Source organism: Sodalis sp. CWE, assembly GCF_019646055.1.
GTDB lineage: Bacteria > Pseudomonadota > Gammaproteobacteria > Enterobacterales > Enterobacteriaceae > CWE.
Map to the genome: position 1 here is coordinate 515485 of NZ_JAESFE010000001.1, position 23398 is coordinate 538882.

A 23398-nucleotide genomic window follows, 5' to 3' on the forward strand; every position below is an offset into this window, starting at 1 on the left:
TTACATATGTATTAATTATCGTAGAAATCTTAATAAGCTAATGGACAGCGGCTTTTAATTATTCCACCGCCTAAGCAAAATTCTTTTAGGTAAAATACCGCCGACTGACCTGGTGTAACAGCATACACAGGCTGTGAAAAAATAACCTGTAAATGTCCATTTATCTCTGGTTTTATTAAACAATGGACATCAGGTTGTTGGTAACGAGTTTTTACCGTGCAATACAATTCTTTTTCAAGGGGATTTCTTTCTACCCAGTGAAGTTGGTTAGCAATAAGTCCAGTAGACATCAACCGTGGATGAAAACGTCCCTGGGCGACAACTAATTGATTACGATCGATATCTTTATCTACCACATACCTAGGATCTGTTCCATTACCACGAATTCCACCAATTCTTAATCCTTTTCGTTGTCCTAAAGTGTGATACATCAAACCTTGATGAATACCTATTTGCTGACCATCGACGGATATAATAAGTCCTGGATTTGCAGGTAAATATTGACTGATAAAATCACGAAAATTTTTTTTTCCAATAAAGCAAATTCCAGTAGAATCTTTTTTATTTGCTGTTACTAAGCCGAGTCTAGCGGCAAGACGGCGAACTTCTAGTTTTTTCATTTTTCCTATTGGAAACAAACAGTAGGAAAGCTGTTTATGACTCAACGTATACAAGAAATAACTTTGATCTTTATTTTCATCTAAACCGCGTAACAACCTGCTTTTTCCATTGAAATTAGCACGTTGTACGTAGTGCCCAGTTGCAATATAGTCAGCATATAAGTCTTCAATAGCAAATTTTAAAAAAGCTTTGAATTTTATTTCTTTGTTACATAAAACATCCGGGTTAGGAGTTCTTCCTGCTCTATATTCAGAAATAACATGTAAAAAAACATTATCCCAGTATTCTGCAGAAAAATTGATGGTATGTAACTTGATACCTAGTGCATTGCAAACAGATTTAGCGTCGGCAAGATCATTTTCTGCAGCGCAATACTTTTCATCATCATCTTCTTCCCAATTTTTCATAAATAACCCTTCTACCTGGTAATTTTGCTGTTGCAAAATCCAAGCTGAAACAGAAGAGTCAACTCCACCTGACATGCCAATAATTACTTTTTTTCGTATATTTTTTGGCATAAAACCTCTGAAATGAATAGAAATCCTTGATTGTTACAATGTAAATAAAATTACACTACTATAATTTTTTATGACTTTATCATTAGTTCTTTCTTAGTTGATCATTATTACAAATGAAGCAAGCTCATGTCTGTAACAATTTTTCAAAAAATCAAACATCTAAACATTGAGAAATTCTTTTTTAGAAAAAAATTATAGACATATAAAAAATATACTGAATACAACTGCAAGTATCCCTATTTAAGATCAAAAATTAAAGTTATAATCCAAAAATTATCGATAATTATCATTTCTTCAATGGAGAATTTTAATATTTTTTATGTTAGAGATTGCATAACTTATTCTTTGAGATAAAGTAACTGATATAACTATTGTGTTATCTTTTCATGATCTGCAGTTATTCAAAATATTTTTTTTTCGAACAACAGAGAGATTTTTAATTTATTTACAGATTTTTATTTTTGAAAATTAATAAAACGCTCAACATATTTATTGTTGTACTTGTAGTAAAAGATAAGAAAAATAATTTCGATATTTTTGAATTTTCACATTTTAATCTCTATTAAAAATATCTTCTAAGAATTGGAAATAATCTTCGTGAGAATTTTCAAACGTAAATAGTGGAATATAATAAATAATTTTTTATTTCTTTTTTTATTTAGTTTTTTTAAAACTAGCCGATCTTTATTTGAAAACTTCCTAACCATGTGTTTATTTAAAATATTGAATTTTTCAAAATTTATTAATCATTTCAAAATGAAAATCTAGAATGTTTTCTCTTTTGATTTTCTAATGATTCAGAATCCAATAATTTAATTTTTTTAAAAAATGTTCTATTTTTAACATTTAATCGATATTGTGAATTGCTTTCTTAAGTATTGTATTGTAATTGTCGAAAATTAAGAAATTTATTATGAGTGCTGAAGATATTTTCCAGTTTCGAATTTAAACTAAAAAAGTTCTTAGAACATTTAATTTTTTGATCTTTTTATATAAAAAGATGGTTCAATATGTATAAAATATTACTTTTTATAGAGATAAGTTATATGCATAAAAAGATATCCAATTTTTGGACTTTTTAAAAAACGAAATATGTTTTCATAAATTTATTTATTTTTTTTTATTTGAATCAATCCAAATAAATTAGATTACTAATGAACTTGTTATAAGTGATTATGACATGTGTGTCCATATATTCTAACATGAATACATATTCAATACTTTTCGTGTAGATTAAATTAAATTTTACTTTTAGTAAAGAAAAATAATTAATGGTAGAAATTTTCGTTACAGGTTTTTATCACTATCGAACCTAATATTTAGGGTAACAAAATATGCCATATTTACTATTTAAATAGTTCTAAATTTTTAGATAAAATTTCTGTTTCAAAAAATCTTAAAATTAAATTTAAAATTTTTACTTATCTTTCTGAAAAAGAAAGGGGTAACTCTAGATGTCTACTTAAAACATTTTTTATCTCTCTTTTTAAGAGAGATTTCAAAAAAATTAATGTTAGGTTAATTTTAATTAATTAAGGATTTTTTTCTTAAAATTTGCATATTTTTAAGTTAAAAAATATATTTTGATTCCTCATCGAAAAAATAAAAGTAAACTTTAAGCTATCATAAATCAAACATAATCTTTATTAATTATCATATTAATTGATGATAATAAAATCTTACTCTTAAGTAGTAAATTTACATTATTAAACATCACAAATTTCCATAAAATAAAAGGAATTTTTTCTATTATGTCTTATCAAACCAAAAAGAAAATGCTAGTAACTTGTGCATTACCATACGCTAATGGTCCAATCCATCTTGGGCATATGTTAGAACATATACAAGCAGATATCTGGGTTCGTTATCAACGAATGCAAGGTCATCAAGTTTATTTTATCTGTGCTGATGATGCTCATGGCACTCCAATTATGCTTAAAGCACAACAGTTAGGTATTTCCCCAGAAAAGATGATCCATAAGATCAATATAGAACATCAAAAAGATTTTTCTGGGTTTAATATTAGTTATGACAACTATTGTTCGACTCATAGTGAGGAAAATAGAGCTCTTGTAATGAAAATTTATCAACGCCTGAAGAAAAATGGACTGATTAAATTACGGACAATTTCTCAGTTATTTGACCAGAAAAAAAAGATATTTTTACCAGACCGATTTGTAAAAGGCAACTGCTTCAAGTGTTTCTCGCCTGACCAATACGGGGATCATTGTGAAGCTTGCGGAGCAAGTTACAACCCAACTGATCTTATTAATCCAAGATCTGTAATCTCAGGATCTAAACCTGTTTTGCGAGAATCAGAGCATATTTTTTTAAATTTACCGGCTGTTGGTGAACAGTTATATTCTTGGATATGTTCTGGTTCATTGCAAAAAAAAACAGCTAATAAGCTGTTAGAATGGTTTAAATCAGGATTAAAACAGTGGGATATTTGCCGAGATGCGCCCTATTTTGGTTTTAAGATTCCAGATATGCCTGGAAAATTTTTCTATGTTTGGATGGATGCTCCAATCGGATATATGGCAGCATTTCAAGACTTATGCAAGAAAAGAAATGATATTTGTTTTGATGAATTCTGGAATATAAACTCTAAAACCGAGTTATATCATTTTATTGGGAAAGATATTATCTATTTTCATTGCTTATTTTGGCCGGCTATCTTAGAAGGTAGTCAATTTCGTAAACCGACTAATCTATTTGTGCATGGATACGTCACTATAAATGGAGCTAGAATGTCTAAATCACGCGGTACTTTTATTAAGGCTAGTACATATTTAGCTCATTTAGATGCAGACTGTCTTCGTTATTATTACGCTACTAAATCATCTACGTGTATTAGTGATATCGATTTAAATTTGAAAGATTTTGTTCAGCGATTTAACGTTGATATTGTAAACAAAATTATCAATTTAGCCGCACGAAGTGCTAGTTTTATTAATAAACGATTTAATAATCGACTGTCAGATGTAATTTGTGATGATAATCTTTATGCGACTTTTATTAATGCCGAAACTTCAATAGGTAAATCCTTCCATGATCGAGAAACTAGTCGCGCAACTCGTGAAATTATAACTCTAGCAGATTTAGCTAATCGCTACATTGATAAGCAAGCTCCTTGGATGATAGCGAAACAAAAAAATTCTGAAATAAACTTACATAATGTTTGCTCAATGGGAATCCAATTGTTTCGGATATTGATGATCTATTTAAAACCAATTCTTCCAGCTTTAGCAAAGCGATCTGAACTATTTCTTTCTACTTCTCTTTCTTGGGATCTCCTTTCAAAACCTTTACTATCACATAAAATTTGTTCATTCGAAATATTGTTTAGCCGTATTAAAGAAGAACAAATCATGGAAATAATCAAACAATCGCTAATTAAAAAAAATATCTAATGAATTGATAGGATTATTTGAGAAATTTTTGTTAATTAACTCTCCAAAACTGCTACTTAAAATAGCAAAAAATTTTTAAAAACTTTTTTCTAAAAAAAGGAATAATAATTATTGGCTAATTGATTCTTTTATTTTTTAATTAGAAGCATTAATTAAAAATTAATTAAAATGTTTCTAATTAATATAGAACACTAAACTAGTATGTCTACTTGATTATGAATAGTTAAAAATATTGTTTATTAGTAATAATTACTATTAGCAACATAACCTATGCGCACTAATTTTACTAAATTTAATAGTAAAATGCCTAAAAAGATCTTCTAATAACTATATTATAATCTTTTCTCTAAAATAGAAATACATTATTAGAAATGTACGTTTATTTTAGATCCATGGATGCACTGTTCTCTCTTCTATAGAAGAGAATGTTATACCGTATTTTAGAATAAAAATTAGTTACAAAAAAAACTATTTTAAATAGCATTACTTATTTTTTTATTTGCAAATAATATTATATCTTTATTTTAAATATCGCTTTCTTCTAGGCCAGAAGAAAGCGATATTCTTTATATTGATTATTAAGAATATATAGTATTAATTTCGTTGAAATTTCTCGTTTATTATTAATTTAATATTTGTAAAATACAGCATGTTATTTTGAATAAAAAGACATTTGTCCTATAACTACTTTTATAACGAATAAAAAAAAGCATAATAATTAAAATTTTTTTATTTAAAAGTAATTTATGATAGACTCAATAAACGATGTTAAAGTTATTTAAATAAATTGTGTTTAGTTAATTTTTTATTATTGAAATGATCTTCTTTCTCTTTTTAATTAAAAATTTTTTATAGAAATATTCTATTTTTGAGATAAATCGGTAATTGATCTTTCTTTGAAAGAAAGAACAAACAATACTATTGCTTCGTAACGCATAACTATAAAATGCTGATAATATTTGCTGTGTTAAAAGTGATAGGGAAAGCTTCCTACCTCTTTTAATTAATTTGTTCCTTTTTAACAACTTCAAAAACTAGACATATCCCTTTAATTAAGAAGTTTACTGATACAAGTTCTTTAGTAAAAGAAAATAAAATGTATCTATACTTACTACCGACGATTGATTTATCAAAAAAAGATTACTTTTTTCTTTTCTGCTATCCTTCTTATTACAGATAATATGATTTGTTCACTTATAAATAATGGCGCAACTATCTATGCCACATCTATTCACCAATATAGGAGAATATCCTACTGGTTTAATGTTAGTGTTCGCATTAGTTTTTGTTTTAATTTATGAGGCCATCAATGGTTTTCATGATACAGCTAATGCTGTTGCCATTGTGATTTATACTCGTACTTTGTGCTCCAAATTAGCAGTTATTATGTCCGGAGTGTTTAATTTTTTTGGAGTATTAACGGGTGGATTGAGTGTGGCTTATACTATCATTCATTTATTTCCAACTGAACTTTTACTCAATATTAGCTCAATTTGTGGTTTGGCGATGATGTTTTCTATGTTATTAGCAGCTATTTTGTGGAATATAGGAACATGGTATTTTGGATTACCTACATCTAGTTCGCATACTCTTATTGGTTCAATCATTGGAATTGGTTTAACTAATGCTTTAATAAGTAACACTTCCATGATCCAGGCATTAAATGTATCAAAACTGATCGAAGTTTGCCTATCTCTTATCATTTCACCGATTGTTGGTTTAGTTCCAGCTGGAGCGATAGTGTTTTGTTTTCGTCATTATTGTAATGATAAAAAAACATATTTTCGTATTAATCTAACCCCAACAGAAAGAGAAAAAAAAGACGGAAAGCAAAAACCACCTTTCTGGACTCGTATTGCTTTAATCCTTTCGGCTGCCGGTGTGAGTTTTTCCCATGGTTCTAATGATGGACAAAAAGGCATAGGGCTTATTATGTTAATGTTGATAGGTATAATGCCGGCAAAATTTGTAGTCAATATGAATGCCAACGACTATGATATCAGTCGTACTTACGACGCAGTGAGTCGTTTAGAACGGTACTATATGCAACATTATTCAAATGAATTGATTTCAAATCCTATTATTATATATTCGACCAATAAAAATGTACTAACAGTTTTCAATAGTCAGACATTGAATCAAATAAATCATCATGTATGCTCTCAAGCTAAAACGAATAATTGTGGTACACCTGAAAGAGTTCTATGTGCAATCAATTATTTATTATTGTTATTAAATAACTTGGATAATTATGAAACACTTAATGCTGATCAGCGTTCCAGTGTGCGATACTTGCTGATATACATTGCTGATATCGCTGATAATATGGCATTACTACCTGAAATGCCAACTGTAGATAAACGTCTATTACTAAATTTACGTAAAGATTTACTTAATACTATTGAGTACGCTCCAACTTGGGTTATTTTTGCCGTAGCGCTTTCACTCTCTATAGGAACTACAGTAGGGTGGCGTCGTGTGGTTACGACTGTTGGAGAAAAAATTGGAAAAAAAAATATGACTTACGCTCAGGGGCTTTCTGCACAATTGACAGCAGCAATATCTATTGGAATTGCCAGCTATACTGGAATGCCAGTTTCTACTACTCACGTAGTATCATCAGCAGTAACCGGCTCCATGTTAATCGATGGAGGGGGATTACAAATTACAACTATAAAAAATATTCTTTTAGCCTGGATACTGACCCTTCCGGTAACAATCATTCTTGCCGGAAGTTTATATTGGACATTGTTTTGTTTAATCTAAAAAAATTGGCAACTAGGATTATTCTAAATAAAGCCTTTTACAACACCAACAATCAGCTGTGAGATCTCTAGATCATTTTTTAGTTTTTTTATTAAATAGAGTGAAGTTTATTAAATATTCAACCATAATAAAAATTAATAATATTTATTCGCTCTAATAAATATCTTCTAAAAAGTCTAAATAACTTTTTTAAAACAATTTTATTTAGGAAATTTTTTGAACGTATTGTAACGAATTCCATGAAATACGATCAAACAGAAATTATTTAGGCTGCTTTTTATAAAAAAATCACTAAAAGTACCCTTTAGACGTTAAAACTAAAATTGAAAAAAAATAATAATTCTATTCGTCACAAGATACCGCGTTTAGAGATACATATTAGCAATGTTGTTTTTCATCAAAAATAATCTTCTATATTAGAATTTTCTTGATCAAAAGAAAAAAACGGTTTATTCAAACTAATTTAAATGTAATTGTTCTGAATGAATTCTCGAGTTAATTTTTAATCGAATAAAAATTGAAAAAATATTATAGATCAATCTTAAAATTATTTCATAACATCTCTAGTTTACTTCTTTTATTGATTTATTATATATACTCTAAATCACTAGAAATGAGTTCTATTTAAAATCAAAACAAACACTTCAATATTTAATATTCTTAATTATATTAAGATTTCTAATTTAGAATTAGATATTTGTTAAATACATGTGCATTACTAACTTTTTAAAAAAGTCCCATCTTTGTAAGAGAGATAAAAAAACCTTTTTAAAAAATCATCGTGATATGTATTTCGTATTGATTAATTAATTATCAAAACCGCTCGTTGCTAACATTCACGCTGAACGGCTCTCATAGGTAATTTTAATGAAAATATCTGTGGTTTAGAATATGACCCCTTTTATTATCATTAAATAATGACATTAATTTGCTTCAAGAGTTTAAATATCCAATGAATTATAAGTATATCTTGAATGCTGATTTTTATTCTTGAAAACCATAATGACGAAGCATAGTCTGTAATTTCGGTTTACGTCCACGAAATCGAGAAAAAAGCACAATCGGATCTTCAGATCCTCCGCGTGAGAGTATTGTTTCGAGAAACAATTTACCAACGCTTCTATTAAAAATTCCTTCTTCTTCAAATCGAGACCAAACATCTACTGCTAGTACATCTGCCCATAAATAACTATAATATCCTGCCGCATAACCACCAGAAAAAATATGGTTAAATGCATGTGGAAATCGCCCCCATGGCACACTAGGAATTACCGATACCTGTCTTTTTACTTCTATTAGTGTATTTAAAATACATGAATCATATTCCGGAGCAAACTGGCAGTGAATAAGAAAGTCGAATAAACTAAGTTCTAGTTGACGAAGCATAAATAGCGCCACTTGATAGTTTTTTAGCTTTAAAATTTGTATTAATAACTTATTAGGAATTGGTTCATTGGTTTCATAGTGGCCAGAAATGAGTGCAATTGATTCAGACTTCCAACAGTAATTTTCCATAAACTGACTTGGCAACTCAACAGCATCCCAAGGAACACCATTAATGCCAGCTACTCCAGGTGTATCAACACAAGTAAGAATATGATGCAACCCATGACCAAATTCGTGAAATAAAGTTACTACTTCACTATGTGTCAGTAAAGCGGGTCTATTCCCCATTGGACAACTAAAGTTGCAAGTGAGATAAGCTATCGGTTTTTGCAGTTCCCCATTTTTTTTACGTAATAAACTAACATATTCTTCCATCCAAGCGCCACTGCGTTTATTATCACGCGTATATAAATCTAAATAAAAACTACCACAGAGCTCTCCATTTTCATTAAATAAGTCAAAAAAACGAACATCAGGATGCCATGTATCTATGTTAGTGCGTTCTTTAGTGGAAATGCCATAAATACGTTTAATGACTTCAAATAAGCCGTTAATAACACGCGCAACTGGAAAATAAGGACGAAGTTCTTCTTCGTTAATTGAGAAAAAATATTGTTTTTGTTTTTCTCCATAGTAGGAAATATCCCACGGATGTAATGTATCGCAATGAAAATAATGTGCTGAAAATGAACGTAATTTCGCTAATTCCTTTTTTCCATAAGGGCGAACAAGCTTTATTAAATCCATAAGGAAATCTAATACTTTCTGTGGATTTTTTGCCATTTTTGTGACTAAAGATTTTTCAGCATAATTGTTAAAACCTAGCAATTTCGCTAATTCATAACGCAATGCAAGAATTTCTTTCATAACAGGACTATTATCCCATTTACCAGCATTTGGTCCCTGATCGGAAGCTCGAGTATTATAAGCATGATAAATTTCTTCTCGTAGAATTGCATTGTCACAATAAGTAAGTACAGAAAGATAACATGGAGCATCAAGAGTTAATAACCATCCTTCTTTCGCTTGATCCTTTGCACGAGCACGTGCAAAAGAAACCGTACTTTCGGGAATTCCAGTCAATTCCTTTTTATTGGTAATCAACTTACTCCATCCCATGGTTGCGTCTAAAACGTTATTACTATAAGTTGATCCCAATGCAGATAATCTAGAAACTATTTGCCTGTATCTTTGCTGGTCTTCTTTCGATAGGTTAATACCAGATAACTCAAAATCACGCAATGCGTTATCTATTGCTTTTTTCTTTGGAAGATCCATTGTTTTATAGCATTTACTTTCGCGAAGAGTTTGATAAGCTTCATATAAATTCTTGTTTTGTCCTATCCAAGAACTATAATCAGATAGCAATAAAAGACTTTTTTCGTAAGCTTCACGTAATTCTTTACTATTTTTTACTGCATTTAAATGATTAATTGGTCCCCAGATCCTACTTAAATTATTATCTGCTTCTGCTATAGGCTGACAAAGGTTTTCCCAAGTAAAAGGACCAGATTGTGCTATGACTTTTTCAACTGTATTACGACAGTGTTTAAGAGCGCTTGTTACTGCCGGTACAACATATTCAGGAATAATGGAAGAAAATGGAGGCAAAAAAAACGACTTTAATAAAGGGTTAATCATATGAAGTCCTGCTTCCTTAACTGACAAATGAACGATAAATGTATAATCTGTTTTGCTTTTTTTTAAAGAAGAAAAGAAAAAGTATAATAATTTAAATGATTCATAAAGGAAATACCATTTTTTTTAAAAAAATTCATTTGTGAATTAAAAAATATATTTAATAAATAAAGGTTTATGTTTATTGTTTGTTGAAAACAATAACCGCAATTAGGATTTTTTTTGATCATAAATTAATAGCTTATGCTATTAATTTATGATCAAAAAAATCAAAAAAAAATAATATTTTCTTAATTTCCCTATATTTGGTTAACTTTATATGTACTATTAATACTAATAATCTACTTGAGCAGGAAGTGCATAAATGAAATAGGTGTCCTATTTGTTCGATTTTAATCATCTTGATTTATAAGATTATTTATTCTACTCAATTACCAGTAGAATATTTTAACTACATTTATAAGCAAAATTATTATCAATATAGTACGATTTTGCAAACAATACGTAAAAATTAATTAAATTTATCAATTTTTAAAAACTCCCATTTATGGTTAAAAAAATAGTTGAGCAAATTCTTTCTACATAGATAGAAAGACCTACGTCTTATTAAAATTATTAAATCATTGAGCACATTCTAAATTTTGAATAACTAACAGCTTATTTAAATATTAAAATTTCCTAAATATATCATTTAAACATTAATAAACATCGTACATTAAAAATTTTATGTTAACCTTGAGAGCATATGTTTTAATCAACATAAATACTTCTCTAATATATTTTTGGTTATACATTGCATAGTTACATATAAAAAACGTAAAAATTGGTTAGTTCAAAAGTTAAATTTTCAATTATATGTTTTTGTCAAAATTGGAAATAATTACTATGTAATAGCGCTTTGTAACAGCTAGAATAAATTGCTGAATTTCTTTTTAAGAGAAAGCTCGCTTTTATTTACTAGTTTTTTCTAGATTGACAAGCCCAAGCAGAATGATCAGATTCAATTTTTCATTTTGAATACTAAAAACTGTATAGAAAATCTTTTTGTTTGTAAATGCCAATCAGGCTATCTCTAAGTAAATGGTCCGTCTTATAAAACCATAAAAATTGAAAAATTCAGCTCGTGGAGATAATGGGAAGGAGGCTATTAAGTATGTTTGAACTTTTTAAAGAAGTTGGTTTAGGCCTAATAATGCTGCTTCCTTTAGTAAATCCACTTGCTACCATAGTATTATTTCTTAGTCTTAGTGAAGGAATGAGTGTAGCAGAACGAAATAAACAGGCCCTTCTAACTTCGGTATGCGTTTTTACTACTATGGTGATTACTTTTTATGCTGGAACGTTGATTATGAATGTTTTTGGTATTTCTATGTCAGGTTTACGAATTGCTGGAGGTGTTATTGTATTTTTTATCGGTTTTCATATGTTATTCCCAAAGGAAATTGATAGTGATTTAGATTATTTTAAATTTGATATACAAAAAAATCATAAAAAAACTACCACTAGTATTGCTTTCGTACCGTTAACTATGCCAAGTACGGTAGGTCCGGGGGCTATTTCAATGATTATTAGTTGGGTTTCAACCTTTAATAAAACTCTTTATTTTTCCTATTTAGTTGTTTTATTTGCGCCGATATTAGTTTTTTTATCTATTAGCTTTCTTGTTTGGATAGGGTTACGTGGCTCATGTGTCATCATGAATTTGATTGGTGCAACTGGAATTAAGGCAATTTCGAGAATAATGGGATTTATTTTAGTATGCATGGGGGTCCAATTTATCATTAACGGTATATTAGAAATCATTACTAACTGTCATCTTTAATTCTACTTTAAGTTTCGAAATCAAACACATTGATTCTAGTTAAAAATTAAAAGTGATAACTGCACAAATAGAAAACTGATGCTGTTTTAGCATAGTGAAAAACAATATTTTCTTCTTTAGAAGAGAATAATTAAACGATTAGAATACTTTAAAAAAGTAACATATACTAAAATTCTACTTTAAATTTAATTAACATGAAATTTCATTTCAGCAATGCGTTGTAGTCCTACTACACGTTCGTTTTCTGTAGTACGAATCAGTGCTACACCTTGAGTATTGCGACCTATGATGCTTACCTCAGAAACTCTGGTACGAACTAAAGTTCCTACATCTGTAATCATCATAATTTGATTGTGATCATCTACTTGTACAGCACCAATTACCTTACCATTTCGTTTATTTACTTTAATAGAGATAACGCCTCGTGTAGCACGAGACTTAATCGGGTATTCAGTTTGAGTAGTGCGCTTTCCATAACCATTTTGTGTTACTGTTAAGATAGTTCCAGAACCACGTGGAATTATAAGAGACACCACCTTATCACCCTCAATTAATTTAATCCCGCGAACACCAGCTGCAGCGCGTCCCATACTTCTTACTTGATTCTCTGAAAATCGAACTACCTTTCCATAAGCAGAAAACAACATTATATCATGGCTTCCATCTGTCAGATCTACACCAATTAACTCATCTCCATTATTTAAGTTAACAGCGATAATTCCAGCGCTACGAGGACGACTAAAGCTAGCAAGAGGAGTTTTTTTAACAATACCACTAGCGGTTGCCATAAAGACATGAAGATGATTTGCATATTCACGAATTGGTAAAGGCAAAATAGCAGTAATTCGTTCTTTTGGCTCTAAAGGAATTAAATTGGCTATTGGACGACCTCTAGCACCATGACTAGCTTCCGGTAATTGATAAACTTTCATCCAATACATTCGACCAAAACTAGAAAATAGCAAAATTATATCATGTGTATTTGCTACCAATAATCTTTCGATAAAATCTTCCTCTTTAATACTAGCTGCGGATTTTCCTTTTCCACCACGACGTTGCGCTTCGTAATCAGTTAAAGGCTGATACTTTACATATCCTTGGTGAGATAGAGTAACAACAATATCTTCTTGATTAATTAAATCTTCGGTGTTGATATCTAATCTCCTAATTGTAATCTCTGTACGACGCGGATCTTTATATTGTTCTTGTATGATTAAAAGTTCTTTGCGAATAACTTTTATTAATTGATTAGGATCATTTAGGATTTTGGTCAGATCAGCGATTTGAACTAATAATTTTTTATATTCGTCCAAAACTTTTTTGTGTTCTAAGCTCGTTAATTTTTGTAGACGTAAATCTAAAATTGTCTGAGCATGTTCTTCTGTTAAGAAATAATGACTTTTATGAATGCTACTTTCTGTTTCTAACTCCTTTCCAATTTCTGTGATGAGACCAGAAGACCATGGACGGGCAATCAAAGCATTCTTTGCTTCCATTGGCGTTGATGCTTGACAAATTAATTCAATTATTGGATTAATGTTTGTCAACGCTACTGCAAGTGCTTCTAAAATATGAATACGCTCATGAGCCTTTCGTAATTCAAAGATTGTGCGTCTCGTCACTACTTCACGACGATGACTTATAAAAGCAGATAAAATTTCCCTTAAAGAGAGGGTTTTTGGTAATCCATAATGTAGCGCAACCATATTGATACTAAATAAAACCTGCATCTGAGTCAGAGAATAGAGATTATTTAACACTACTTTTCCTACGGAATCTCTTTTAATTTCTATGACAATACGCATACCATCTTTATCAGATTCATCTCGTAATCCTCTAATACCTCTGATACGCTTTTCTTTTACCAGTTCAGCAATCTTTTCAAGAAGACGTGCTTTGTTTACTTGATAAGGAATCTCATTTACGACGATAACTTCTCGTCCAGATTTATTATCTGTTTTTACTTCTGCGCGTGCACGAATATAAACTTTTCCTCTTCCAGTACGGTAAGCTTCTTTAATACCACATTGGCCATTAATAATGGCAGCTGTCGGAAAATCAGGACCAGGAATATACTTCATTAACTTTTCTGTACTGATATTTTCATTATCAATATAAGCTAAACATCCATTAATAACCTCTGAAAGGTTATGAGGTGGTATGTTAGTAGCCATGCCAACTGCAATACCGGAAGATCCGTTGATTAACAAATTAGGCACTCTCGTTGGGAGAATACTTGGAATTTTTTCTGTTCCATCGTAATTAGGAACAAAATCAATTGTTTCTTTTTCCAAGTCAGCTAGAAGTTCATGGGCTATTTTTGCCATTCGTACTTCTGTGTAGCGCATTGCCGCAGCAGTATCGCCGTCAACAGACCCAAAGTTGCCTTGACCGTCAATTAACATATAGCGTAATGAAAAAGGCTGCGCCATCCGTACAATTGTGTCATAAACTGCAGAATCTCCATGAGGATGATATTTTCCAATAACATCCCCTACAATACGTGCAGATTTTTTGTAAGGCTTATTCCAATCATTACCAAGTACATTCATTGCAAATAATACACGACGATGTACGGGTTTAAGTCCATCACGTACATCGGGTAAGGCACGTCCAACAATAACAGACATAGCATAGTCTAGATAGGAACGTTTTAATTCTTCTTCAATATTAACTGACGTAATTTCTTTGGCAAACTCGTTCATGAAACTGCTATCTCTCTACGTATTAGATGATAAGATTGTTTATTTCTTGCTCAGCTTTAACTGAACCCTATAAAAGACACATCATTCTTATTTTGCAAGATAGAATAAAGCTAATCGATTAGATTAGATCTAGCAAATTTCTCTTCATTAGAAGAAAAGAAAATATACTTCAATCATAATTTATGGTGGCATAGTGAATAAAATTAAATTATATACTTTGTTTTTTAAAAAAATTCAGCTTTATATTTTTACTGCCCTTATGATTTATTAGAATATGTTACTCTCTACCATTTACATGTCAAATAATAGAAGATATTTATGATTAAAAAAATCGCTGATAAACGAATAAATAATAAAAAACAGTTTACTGATAAAAAAAATTTTGATCCAAAAGAAATTGCTAAATTTGATGATGAAGATGAAATTTGGTGGGATCCTAATGGAAAATTTAAATTATTACATCGTATAAATTCATTGCGTATGGATTATGTGTTAAAACATACTAATAATGGACTTTTTGGTAAGGACGTATTAGATGTTGGCTGCGGTGGAGGTATTTTATCGGAAAGCATGACACGAGAAGGAGCAAAAGTTACAGGATTGGACGTTAGTATTAAATCGCTACAGTCAGCTCGCTTGCATGCACTCAAAAATGATTTAAATTTAAATTATCAACAACAAACAGCCGAAGAGCACGCTAAAGAAAATCCTAACGCTTATGATGTTGTAACTTGTATGGAAGTATTAGAACATGTACCTAATCCATCTTCAGTTGTTTTTGCCTGTGCTAATTTAGTAAAACCTGGTGGAGAAGTTTTTTTCTCAACAATAAATCGTAATTTAAAATCTTGGTTAGCAGTTGTTCTTGGAGCTGAGTATATACTTCGTATGTTGCCAATAGGCACTCATAACATAACAAAATTTATCCAACCATCTGAGTTGTTAACTTGGATAGATAATACTTCATTATGTGAATATCATATTGTTGGTTTACATTACAATCTATTACTAGATCGCTTTTATCTTGATAATAATGTTGATATTAACTATATACTATATACCCGTCGGGAGAGATGAATCATAAATTTCTCTAATGTCAATTTTAATATTAAAACAATTGCTTTTAAAAAAATTTTATATCTAAAAAAATTATTCTTGAGTAAGGTGCTTATTTTTGCATAAAGTTTATGTATATTGATTCTTTTCGCTCTATGAGCTTTTTCTAAAGACTAAGTTTATTCTAAAATCTCTCGTGATCGACAACATGAGGTATTCTCAAACAAAAATCATTCATTTTTAATGACTTACTGTTAACAAAAAATTGTCTGAAAAACAACTGAACAACTGATTACTTACGTTGTATAAACTGTATCACTTTTTTGTAAAACTAATAACAGATTCCATATAGACGTCGATTCTTAATAAATTAATCTCAAAGAATTAAAAAAGAGAACGATATTTTTGGATCATCTAGGCAGGTGTGATGTACACATGAACCAAGGTTTTTTCGTTACAAAACGTAATGGGCGCAAAGAAATTATCAATCTTAATAAGATTCATCGAATTATTGATTTGGCAGCAGATGGGTTAGAAAACGTTTCCACTGCTCAAGTTGAATGGAAATCTCGTATGCAATTTTATAACGGCATTAAAACTACTGATATTCATGAAACAATTATTAAGGTTGCAGCAGATTTAATTTCCTATGAAATACCAGATTACCAATATCTTGCTGCCAGACTAGCTATTTTTTATTTACGTAAAAAAGCTTACGGAAAATTTGAACCACCAAAATTGTATGATCATGTATTTAAATTGGTTACTATGGGCAAATATGATAAACATCTTTTAATAGATTATTCTGCTGAAGAGTTTGGGCAAATGGACAGATTTATCGATCATTATCGAGATATGAATTTCTCCTATGCTGCAGTTAAACAGCTAGAAGGAAAATATTTAGTCCAAAATAGGGTTACTGGTGAAATTTATGAAAGTGCTCAGATTTTATATATGTTGGTTTCGGCTTGTTTGTTTTCTAGTTATCCACGCGGATCTCGACTAGACTATGTTAAACGTTTTTATAATGCTGTATCAACATTTAAAATCTCGCTTCCAACCCCGATTATGTCTGGGGTACGCACACCAACTCGTCAATTTAGTTCTTGTGTATTAATAGAGTGTGGAGATAGTCTTAATTCTATTAATGCCTCTTCTAATGCAATTGTAAAATACATATCTCAACGTGCTGGAATAGGAATCAATGCTGGTCGTATTCGTGCATTAGGAAGTCCAATTCGTGGAGGAGAAGCTCTCCATACTGGTTGTATTCCTTTCTATAAACACTTTCAGACTGCAGTTAAATCTTGTTCTCAAGGTGGAGTACGAGGTGGAGCCGCTACGTTATTTTATCCTATTTGGCATCTCGAAGTAGAAAGTTTACTAATCTTAAAAAACAATCGAGGAATAGAAGATAACAGAGTTCGTCATATGGATTACGGTGTGCAACTCAATAGATTAATGTACCAACGATTAGTTAAAGGGGATAATATTACACTATTTAGTCCTTCAGACGTTCCAAAATTATATGATACTTTTTTTTCAGATCAAGATGAATTTGAATATCTTTATATTAAGTACGAACAGAAAAAAAATATTCGTCAACGTCGTGTTAAAGCAATAGATCTTTTTTCTTTAATGATGCAAGAACGAACTTCTACAGGGAGAATTTATATTCAAAATGTAGACCATTGCAATACTCACAGTTCCTTTGATGCGTCTGTAGCACCAATTCGTCAATCAAATTTATGTTTGGAAATTACTCTTCCCACTAAACCATTAGAAGATGTTAATAGCGAAATTGCATTATGTACTTTATCTGCTTTTAATCTTGGAGCTATAGATAATCTTGACGATTTAAAAGAACTTGCTATATTAGTTGTACGTGCATTGGATTCATTGCTTGATTATCAAGAATATCCAATTCATGCTGCAAGAAATGGCGCCATGGGTCGTAGAACCCTTGGAATTGGTGTAATTAATTTTGCTTACTATTTGGCTAAATATAATATGCGCTATTCTGATGGAAGCGCTATTAATTTAACCCATCGTACGTTCGAAGCCATTCAGTATTACCTTTTGAAAGCTTCCAACGATCTTGCTCGTGAACGCGGAGCTTGCCCTCGATTTCATGAAACCACTTATTCGCATGGTATTCTACCGATCGATACATATAAAAAGGATCTTGATAACATTGTTACTGAAACATTACATTATGATTGGGAAGCGCTACGAGCGGATATTAAAAAACATGGTTTACGTAATTCTACTTTATCAGCATTAATGCCATCAGAAACATCTTCGCAGATTTGTAATGCTACCAATGGTATTGAACCGCCTCGTGGCCTAGTGAGCATTAAAGTTTCCAAAGATGGAATTTTACGCCAAGTGGTACCAGAGGCTACCCGCCTTCAAAAGGCGTATGAACTGTTATGGGATATGCCAAATAACAATGGTTATTTACACTTAGTTAGTGTAATGCAGAAATTTATTGATCAGTCTATTTCTACTAATACAAACTATGATCCCTCTCGATTTCCAAATGGAAAGATTCCGATGAAACAATTATTAAAGGACTTACTAACTGCGTATAAACTTGGAGTAAAGACTTTGTATTATCAAAATACACGGGATGGTGCGAGCGATTCACAGGAGGATATACAAATAACTCAACAGGATGATTGCAAAAGCGATGCTTGTAAAATCTAAGTTAATGAAACTAAACTAGATATAAGCAAGAAACAGTAGTTGTGTAAAAATAGCGGAGCGCCAATGACTTACACCACTTTTTCACGAACCAAAAATGATCAACTTTTAGAACCAATGTTTTTCGGTCAATCAGTTAATATTGCACGGTTTGATCAACAAAAATTTAATGTGTTTGAAAAATTAATTGAAAAACAACTATCTTTCTTCTGGCGTCCAGAAGAGATTGATATTTCTTATGATCGAATCAACTATCAAATGCTGCATGAACATGAGAAACATATCTTTATAAGTAATCTTAAGTACCAAACATTATTGGATTCTATTCAAGGACGTAGCCCTAATATCGCACTACTACCCTTAATTTCAATTCCAGAGCTAGAAACTTGGGTAGAAACTTGGTCGTTCTTTGAAACTATTCACTCACGTTCATATACTTATATTATTCGTAATATTACTAACGATCCAGCTTCTATTTTTGATAGTATCATCACAAATGAAGAAATCTTAAAGCGGGCTCAAGACATCTCTAAATATTATGATGAACTTATTGAATTAACTAATTATTACCACTTATTAGGTACAGGCATCCATCAAGTTAATAATAAGACAATCATTGTTAATCTTCGAGAACTGAAGAAAAAGCTTTATCTTTGTTTGATTAGCGTCAATGTGCTAGAAGCAATTCGTTTTTATGTTAGCTTTTCTTGTTCCTTTGCTTTTGCTGAACGTAAATTAATGGAAGGTAATGCGAAAATTATTCGTTTTATCGCCCGTGATGAGGCGTTGCATTTAACTGGAACTCAGCATATATTAAATCTAATGCGTTCAGGCGAAGATGATCCAGAAATGGCTGAAATATCTCGTGAATGTCAGAAAGAAAGCTATGATTTGTTTTTATCAGCAGCCCAGCAAGAAAAGGATTGGGCAAATTATTTATTTCGAGATGGTTCTATGGTTGGTTTGAATAAAGATATTTTATGCAAATACATCGAGTATATTACAAATATCCGAATGCAGGCGGTTGGATTACATCTACCATTTGTCGTTCGATCCAACCCCATTCCATGGATCAATTCTTGGCTAGTATCGGAAAACGTACAAATGGCTCCACAAGAAGTAGAAGTTAGCTCTTATTTAGTTGGCCAAATTGACGCTAAGGTTGATGATGATGATCTTAGAGATTTTCATCTATAGAGATAATGGCAAATACGCATCCTATTGTATATCTACGTTGCAGGGGGATTTCTTTTCCTTACGAAGGAGGGGTGCGTTCTTCCCTACTTGAATTACTACTAGCGCACCAAATAGCAGTAGAGTTTCAATGTCTGTCCGGATTTTGTGGAAGTTGTCGTCTGCGACTGAACGCAGGTAGCGGTCAAGTAAAATACTATAAAGAACCACTAGCTTTTGTTAATCGCAAAGAAATATTACCATGTTGTTGTTTCCCACTCGATGATATTGAATTAGAATTATAATTTTAATATCTCCATATAGTTTCAAAAACTTTTTGCCAAAAAACTAATAGACAATTAATGATTTCAACTTTTACTTACCAAAGTAAAAATGATTAAGTTTTCAGTTTACAAAAAGAAAATTAATTACTGATCTCTTTTAAGTTATCTTTTTAAGATTTTTTCAACTAAAAAAATTAAAGAATAATTTAATTTAAAAATTAAAAACTTTTAATTAGCTATCTAATGTCACTGATCTTACTAATGAAATAAGAGTTGTAGGATATAAACCAAATAACAACAATAGCGAAGAAGAGAAAACTACAACTATTTTAGTTAATCCGTCACTCAATGTTTCACTAGATGAAACGTTATCATATCGAGTTTTTTTCGATAATGGCAGAAACATATTAATTATAATGCGCATATAGTAAAATAGTCCAATAGTGTTAGATATAATTATTATACTAGTTAATAAAAAGAAATGATCCTTTACTTTTTCACCTAAAGCAAGAATATAGCACTTACCAATAAAACCAAGGGTCATAGGTATTCCTGCCAAGGAAGAAAACATTATTGTCAGAACAAAGGTTAAAAATGGATGATGCCAAAATAAACCACGGTAAGAATATAATGAATCCTTTTCATTTTGATAAAAATTGGATTTTAAGTTTATTATGGTAAATATTCCAAGACTAGCAAAAAGATATCCAATTAAGCAAATACCAATAGCTTCCAATGAAAATATATGATTAGTTTGCATTGTAATCAATCCAACTAGTAAATAACCAAAATGAGAAACAGAAGAATAACCCATGATCCGTTTGATGTTATCCTGATTTATAGCCATCAAGTTTCCAAATAACATGGAAGCGCATGCAATAACTATCAATGTTAGTTGAATTGAATGACTATTCATAATTACTGTAGACAAAAAAAGACGGGTGACAATTGTAAATATTGCAATTTTGCTAGAAGTGGATAGTAAAGCTGATACTAAAACTGGAGCGCCCTGATAAACATCGGGAGTCCATAAGTGGAAAGGTACTAACGATAATTTAAAACCAATGCTAACTATCATCAATCCTAAACCCACCAAAAGTACTGGTTGTGTTAAGTATGTTGTGCTGTTATCATATATTTTCTCACAAAAGGAAGAAAAAGATAACTGACCTGTTTGGACATATACTAAAGCTATACCAAAAAGTAAAAAAGCTGATGAAACTGAAGATAGAAGCATATATTTAATACTAGCCTCCAATGAGGATCTTTGCTGAATTATATAACCGATCATTCCAAAAAATGGCAGCGAAGTTAGTTCAATACCAATAAAAAAAGTTATTAAATGTTTAGTGTTAATTAACAAAATACATCCCATAAGAGAAATTAACATCAGTAAATAGAATTCATCTCGATTTCCTGAATATTCATCCAACCAAGCATATACTTGCATGCTAATTATTAGACTAGCTATTAATATCAATCCAGTATAAAACAAGGAATACTTATCGACTCGTATCAATGAAGTCACATCTATTGATGGTGGATTGTTTTGAACAATAAACCAAAGTGACGCTAGAGCTAGTATTTGACCAAAAATTGTTAGAATAAAGCTAATAAAGTGATTGCGCTTCCACGCAGTGCATAACACTGCAACCATGACTGTTGATCCAATAATTAAAAGCGGCAATAATGCGATTAATTGTTGATGCAATAAGTTTATTTCCATAAGGTAGAGTCATCTTCCTGTTTATGGTGAAAAGATAAAGCAAATTCAGACAATAAATTAGGATCTAAAATTTGCTTTATGGTGCTAAAAGAAACATCCATAATCAGATATGGAAAAAATCCAAAAAGTATTATTAATACTGCCAGTGACAAAACAATCAATTTTTCACGTAACGTTGAATCTGAAAGTGAGTTCAAAGATCTCTCTGGCCCGTTATAAACAGAATAGATTATCATAAGCGAACAAATCGATACAAACACCAAACCAAACGTAGCAGTCACTGCAATCATTGGATCAATTTGAAAATTACCGAACAGAGTGATAATCTCACCAACAAAATTGATAGTCCCAGGGATTCCTAATGTAGCAATTGTAAAAAATAAAAATGATGTAGGAATAAAATTTAATCGTTTGCATAATCGACCTATGCTCTGTATATCACGTTTTTGCGAACGTTCATATATTTGTCCACAAACAATAAACATTCCAGACGCGGACAATCCATGAGCAATCATTTGTATTACGGCACCCTGACAGGCAAGTTGATTACCACTGTAAATCGCAATTAATACAAGACCCATGTGAGATATTCCGATGTATGCAATAAGGCGCTTAATATCTGTTTGTAACAAAGCTACCAAAGCACCGTAAAAAATGTTAATTAAACCTAACCACATAGCAATCGGTGCAAAATGATATGAAGCATGAGGAAACAAAGGTAAAATAAAACGTAATATTCCATAAGCCGCTGTTTTGAGTAACACTCCTGCTAAATCAACTGATCCAGCAGTTGGTGTATAACTATGAACATCCGGCAACCAACCATGTAATGGGACTATCGGAAATTTAATTGCGAAAGATAAAAAGAAGCCTAACATAAGTAATAGTTCTTTCTGATGTGACATTGGAGTATTTTTTAAATGTTCATAATCGAATGTCCAAAATCCAGTTGCGCTGTAATGTGTCATTACTAAGCCAAAAATAGATACTAACATTACTAAGCCACTTATTTGGGTATAAATACAAAATTTCATTGCAACAGAAACCTTATCTTTATAGTCGGTTTTGCTATTACTTCGCCCCCATAGTACAATGAGAAAAAACATCGGCAAAAGCATCATTTCCCAAAATAAAAAGAAAAGAAACATATCAATTGCCAAGAATACACCAATTACGCTAGTAAAAATCCACAGAAGATTGAAGTAAAATAATCCTCGATGATTTTGTACTTCACGCCATGAACAAAGAACAGCTAGAATTCCGAAAAACCCCGTCAAGGACACCATTAATATCGATAAACCATCTAGAGCAAGATGAATGTTTATGTTAAAACGAGGAATCCATGGATATAGAAACTCTATCTTCCATTTTGTTAACTTAAGCTTCCCTTGATCTAGATTGTCCAACTGCCATAAAAATAATGATAAAGTTAACGTGAAAACCATGGTAATTAAAGCTATCCAGCAAGGTGTTTTTTTGTTTTCCAAACGTTCACATGACCAACATAGTAGACCTCCAATAAAAGGAATAAGAACTAGACAAGGTAACAACATAACGTGTTTATTTCCTAAATTTTATAATAAT

The 23398-nt window shown here is 31.0% G+C and carries 10 protein-coding genes and 2 pseudogenes; 7 read left to right on the forward strand and 5 right to left on the reverse strand.

Annotated features, from left to right (window positions below; genetic code table 11):
- Positions 1–29: 29 nt before the first annotated feature.
- Positions 30–1139: a tRNA 2-thiouridine(34) synthase MnmA gene (mnmA, locus tag JK145_RS02005; protein ID WP_220665173.1), complete on the reverse strand. Its 1110-nt coding sequence runs from the start codon at positions 1137–1139 to the stop codon at positions 30–32.
- 1739 nt (positions 1140–2878) lie between these two features.
- Between mnmA and metG the strand changes: the two are divergent.
- A pseudogene (metG, locus tag JK145_RS02010) lies at positions 2879–4531 on the forward strand (methionine--tRNA ligase); the annotation flags it as partial.
- Positions 4532–5770: 1239 nt separating this feature from the next.
- A complete protein-coding gene (locus JK145_RS02015) occupies positions 5771–7318 on the forward strand; it encodes an inorganic phosphate transporter (RefSeq protein WP_220665267.1) in 1548 nt (515 codons plus the stop codon).
- 984 nt (positions 7319–8302) lie between these two features.
- On the opposite strand, the gene prlC is transcribed toward JK145_RS02015, so the two are convergent.
- Positions 8303–10345, reverse strand: coding sequence for an oligopeptidase A (prlC, locus tag JK145_RS02020; RefSeq protein ID WP_220665175.1), 2043 nt, complete (start codon positions 10343–10345; stop codon positions 8303–8305).
- Positions 10346–11495: 1150 nt separating this feature from the next.
- Here prlC and JK145_RS02025 point away from each other — a divergent pair.
- The gene (locus JK145_RS02025; RefSeq protein WP_220665176.1) at positions 11496–12164 is read left to right on the forward strand and encodes a MarC family NAAT transporter; all 669 of its coding nucleotides are present in this window, start codon (positions 11496–11498) and stop codon (positions 12162–12164) included.
- Between the two features lie 206 nt (positions 12165–12370).
- Here the strand turns inward: JK145_RS02025 and gyrA are convergent.
- Positions 12371–14869: pseudogene (gyrA, locus tag JK145_RS02030) on the reverse strand (DNA topoisomerase (ATP-hydrolyzing) subunit A); the annotation flags it as partial.
- A gap of 318 nt (positions 14870–15187) precedes the next feature.
- On the opposite strand from gyrA, the gene ubiG reads away from it, so the two are divergent.
- The 4 genes from ubiG to yfaE all read left to right on the forward strand — a co-directional run bounded on the left by ubiG (position 15188) and on the right by yfaE (position 20109).
- Positions 15188–15946 carry a bifunctional 2-polyprenyl-6-hydroxyphenol methylase/3-demethylubiquinol 3-O-methyltransferase UbiG gene (gene ubiG / locus JK145_RS02035; RefSeq protein WP_220665178.1) on the forward strand — a complete coding sequence of 253 codons (759 nt, stop codon included), beginning with the start codon at positions 15188–15190 and terminating at the stop codon, positions 15944–15946.
- A 414-nt stretch (positions 15947–16360) separates the two neighbouring features.
- Positions 16361–18634, forward strand: a complete 2274-nt coding sequence (nrdA, locus tag JK145_RS02040; protein WP_220665179.1) for a class 1a ribonucleoside-diphosphate reductase subunit alpha — start codon at positions 16361–16363, stop codon at positions 18632–18634.
- Between the two features lie 63 nt (positions 18635–18697).
- On the forward strand, positions 18698–19828 hold the full coding sequence (gene nrdB / locus JK145_RS02045; protein ID WP_220665180.1) for a class Ia ribonucleoside-diphosphate reductase subunit beta: 1131 nt from the start codon (positions 18698–18700) through the stop codon (positions 19826–19828).
- Positions 19829–19833: 5 nt separating this feature from the next.
- Positions 19834–20109, forward strand: coding sequence for a class I ribonucleotide reductase maintenance protein YfaE (gene yfaE / locus JK145_RS02050; protein ID WP_220665181.1), 276 nt, complete (start codon positions 19834–19836; stop codon positions 20107–20109).
- A 211-nt stretch (positions 20110–20320) separates the two neighbouring features.
- Here yfaE and nuoN read toward each other — a convergent pair whose 3' ends face one another.
- Positions 20321–21808: an NADH-quinone oxidoreductase subunit NuoN gene (nuoN, locus tag JK145_RS02055; protein ID WP_220665268.1), complete on the reverse strand. Its 1488-nt coding sequence runs from the start codon at positions 21806–21808 to the stop codon at positions 20321–20323.
- Positions 21805–23367, reverse strand: coding sequence for an NADH-quinone oxidoreductase subunit M (nuoM, locus tag JK145_RS02060; RefSeq protein ID WP_220665182.1), 1563 nt, complete (start codon positions 23365–23367; stop codon positions 21805–21807). The genes nuoN and nuoM overlap by 4 nt, the downstream gene beginning before the upstream one ends.
- Positions 23368–23398 lie beyond the last annotated feature (31 nt).

Bases quoted from the DNA above. Each gene is read 5' to 3' on its own strand.
- JK145_RS02025 (WP_220665176.1), top strand. From the start codon at position 11,496: ATGTTTGAACTTTTTAAAGAAGTTGGTTTAGGCCTAATAATGCTGCTT.
- nrdA (WP_220665179.1), top strand. From the start codon at position 16,361: ATGAACCAAGGTTTTTTCGTTACAAAACGTAATGGGCGCAAAGAAATT.
- JK145_RS02015 (WP_220665267.1), top strand. From the start codon at position 5,771: ATGCCACATCTATTCACCAATATAGGAGAATATCCTACTGGTTTAATG.
- nrdB (WP_220665180.1), top strand. From the start codon at position 18,698: ATGACTTACACCACTTTTTCACGAACCAAAAATGATCAACTTTTAGAA.
- prlC (WP_220665175.1), bottom strand. From the start codon at position 10,345: ATGATTAACCCTTTATTAAAGTCGTTTTTTTTGCCTCCATTTTCTTCC.
- mnmA (WP_220665173.1), bottom strand. From the start codon at position 1,139: ATGCCAAAAAATATACGAAAAAAAGTAATTATTGGCATGTCAGGTGGA.
- ubiG (WP_220665178.1), top strand. From the start codon at position 15,188: ATGATTAAAAAAATCGCTGATAAACGAATAAATAATAAAAAACAGTTT.
- yfaE (WP_220665181.1), top strand. From the start codon at position 19,834: ATGGCAAATACGCATCCTATTGTATATCTACGTTGCAGGGGGATTTCT.
- nuoM (WP_220665182.1), bottom strand. From the start codon at position 23,367: ATGTTGTTACCTTGTCTAGTTCTTATTCCTTTTATTGGAGGTCTACTA.